This is a genomic window from Kitasatospora sp. NPDC059571, assembly GCF_042735675.1.
Taxonomy (GTDB): domain Bacteria; phylum Actinomycetota; class Actinomycetes; order Streptomycetales; family Streptomycetaceae; genus Kitasatospora.
Genome location: NZ_JBHWBW010000530.1, coordinates 2,939 through 5,182, shown reverse-complemented (window position 1 = coordinate 5,182; position 2,244 = coordinate 2,939). Strand labels below are relative to the sequence as shown.

The window sequence follows — 2,244 nt, the reverse complement described above, 5'->3', positions numbered from 1 at the left end:
CTGCGAGGCGGACCGGGCGGCCTCCCGGCCATCGGTCATCCCCGTACGAACAGCAGTCGCCGATGCGAGGCGGCGGCGGATCCCCCGAGAAGGTGTCAACAATGGCAGTCGCCGTGCAGGGCGCTCCCAGCCAGGGCAGCCGCGAGCGCGAACCGCGTCCCGGCATCGTCCAGCGCCTCAAGCTCTCGTACAGCAAGTACTGGTACGCCTACGCGATGATCGCGCCGGTCGTCCTGGTCCTCGGCACCCTGGTCGGCTACCCGCTCGGCAAGGGTGTCTACTACACCCTCACCGACGCGAACAGCCTCAACGTCGGCCGCCAGATCGGCGTCAACCACATCCCCGACAGCTTCAAGTTCGTCGGCCTGCACAACTACGCCGACATCCTCTGGGGCCCCGGCTCATACGACCGCTTCTGGTCGCACTTCATCTGGACCATCGTCTGGACGGCCGCCTGCGTCGCCCTCCACTACGGCATCGGCCTGGGCCTCGCCCTGCTGATGAACCAGAAGCTCGGCGGCCGCGCCGTCTACCGGATGCTGCTCATCCTGCCGTGGGCCGTGCCGACCTTCGTCACGATCTTCTCCTGGCGGCTGATGCTCGCCGACCACGGAGCGGTCAACAACCTCCTCGGCTTCCTGCACCTGCCGCAGCCGTCCTGGCTGAGCGACCCCACCGCCGCCCGCTTCGCCGTCATCGGCGTCAACACCTGGTGCGGCGTGCCGTTCATGATGGTCTCCCTGCTGGGCGGCCTCCAGTCGATCCCCGCCGAGCTGTACGAGGCCGCCGAGATGGACGGCGCCAGCCCCTGGCAGCGCTTCCGCCACGTCACCCTGCCCGGCCTGCGCAGCGTCAGCAGCACCGTCGTCCTGCTCGGCATCATCTGGACCTTCAACCAGTTCGCCGTCATCTACCTGCTGCTCGGCAACGGCGTCCAGGACGCCCAGATCCTCGTCACCTGGGCCTACTACCTGGGCTTCGGCCAGCAGCCCCGCGACTTCGCCGGCTCGGCCACCTACGGCGTGCTGCTGCTGTCGATCCTGGTCATCTTCACGACCTTCTACCGCCGCTGGCTCGCCCGGAACGAGCAGGCCGCGTGAGCGCGCCCACCAGCCCAGCGCACCCCACCGACCACGACGAGGCAGGCACGCACATGAGCATCACCGCCGACCTTCCGAACACCGCCGCCGAGGCCGCGGCACCGGCCCGGCCCGCGAAGCGGCGGCTGCGCGGTCAGCGCAGCACCGCGGGCTCCTTCCTCTCGCACGGCGCGCTCGTCGTGGCCGGCCTGATCGCGGTGTTCCCGGTGCTGTGGATCGCCTACATCTCGCTCGGCCCGGACAAGACCGACTACCTCCACCCGGACCGGATCCTCGGCAAGGCGACGTTCTCCAACTACGCGTTCGTCCTCAACCACACCGACTTCCTGACCTGGTTCGGCAACTCGGCGCTGGTCGCCGCCGGCACCACCGTGATCGGCGTGGCCGTGGCGGCCACCACCGGCTACGCGGTCTCCCGGATGCGCTTCCCCGGCCACAAGCAGCTGATGTTCACGCTGCTGCTCACCCAGGCGTTCCCGATCGCGATCGTGATCGTGCCGATGTACACGATCCTGTCCAACCTCGGTCTGCTGGACAACTACCTCGGCCTGATCCTCACCTACTCCGGCACCACCGTCCCGTACTGCGCGTGGCTGCTGAAGGGCTACTTCGACACCATCCCGGTGGAGATCGACGAGGCCGGCCGGGTGGACGGGCTCTCCCCGTTCGGCACCTTCTGGCGGCTCATCGTGCCGCTGGCCCGGCCGGGCCTGGCGGTGGCGGCGTTCTACTCCTTCCTCACCGCCTGGGCCGAGGTCCCGTTCGCGACCACCTTCATGCTCAGCTCCGACAAGTACACCCTCGCGGTCGGTCTGCAGTCCTACATCAGCGAGCACGACGCCCAGTGGCACCTGATGGCCGCCACCGCGGTGCTCATCGCCATTCCGGCCGCTGCGGTGTTCTACCTGGTGCAGCGCCACCTGGTGACCGGCCTGACGGCCGGCGCCGCGAAGTCCTGACGCGACGTCAGACAACCTCTGATTCCGCCTGTTGCCGCGCCGGCGAGAAAGCGGAAGTTCGCCAACACCATCGAGACCGAACTCGAGGGCCCGACACGCGCGGCGGGGGACATCGCGGACGGCGCCATGAGCACCGCCGCGAAGGCGTTCGCCGGCTGGGACACCGCCGCCGGCCTGAAGAAGTC

General features: G+C 68.9%; 2 protein-coding genes. Both read left to right on the top strand.

Annotation, left to right across the window (positions count from 1 at the left end; all coding sequences use genetic code 11):
- Positions 1-101 precede the first annotated feature (101 nt).
- Positions 102-1,100 (top strand): carbohydrate ABC transporter permease, encoded by a 999-nt coding sequence (locus tag ACFV0G_RS34795; RefSeq protein ID WP_380556608.1) that lies wholly within the window; start codon positions 102-104, stop codon positions 1,098-1,100.
- A 53-nt stretch (positions 1,101-1,153) separates the two neighbouring features.
- Complete coding sequence (locus tag ACFV0G_RS34790) at positions 1,154-2,059, top strand: sugar ABC transporter permease (RefSeq protein ID WP_380556610.1); 906 nt, start codon at positions 1,154-1,156, stop codon at positions 2,057-2,059.
- Positions 2,060-2,244: the final 185 nt, after the last annotated feature.

What these genes read in the sequence shown, in the direction of transcription:
- ACFV0G_RS34795 (WP_380556608.1), top strand. Translation starts at nt 102, where the DNA reads ATGGCAGTCGCCGTGCAGGGCGCTCCCAGCCAGGGCAGCCGCGAGCGC.
- ACFV0G_RS34790 (WP_380556610.1), top strand. Translation starts at nt 1,154, where the DNA reads ATGAGCATCACCGCCGACCTTCCGAACACCGCCGCCGAGGCCGCGGCA.